Source organism: Tritonibacter sp. SIMBA_163 (assembly GCF_046535935.1).
Lineage (GTDB): Bacteria > Pseudomonadota > Alphaproteobacteria > Rhodobacterales > Rhodobacteraceae > Epibacterium > Epibacterium scottomollicae.
On sequence record NZ_JAWJBP010000142.1, the window covers coordinates 1 to 410 of the forward strand.

At 55.9% G+C, this 410-nt stretch carries 1 protein-coding gene; it reads left to right on the forward strand.

What is annotated here, in order from left to right; translation table 11 throughout:
* Positions 1-363, forward strand: a 363-nt coding sequence (locus tag R0J92_RS21815; RefSeq protein ID WP_411053180.1) for a transporter substrate-binding domain-containing protein, incomplete at its 5' end; no start/stop codon positions are given.
* Positions 364-410: the final 47 nt, after the last annotated feature.

The window sequence follows — 410 nt, forward strand, 5'->3', positions numbered from 1 at the left end:
TTCATGGATGGCAGTGATCCGGATGGCTTTATCGAAGATGTGCTGACCGAGCTTGAAGCGTACGCTGACTTTGAAATTCGTCAGGAAATCCTGCCCTGGACAGGCTTGTTGGCTGCCGTGTCGAACGGCCAGTACGACGTGGCAATTACCGGAGCATCGGTTTCGGATGAGCGCTTGCGGGTCTTCAATTACGCGCCACCGTTTGCCTCGGCACAGCATTTTTACGTTAAGCGCGCAGGCGATGACCGTATCAACAGTGTGGCGGACCTTGATGGTATGACGGTTGGCGTGCAAGCGGGGAGTGTTCTGCTAAGCCGTTTGCCTGAGCTGGAGGCCATGCTTGAGCCTTTGCTGATGGAGTAGTTGCCAGGGCGAGCGCTGGATCCAAGTTTGGCCGCTGATGACACATC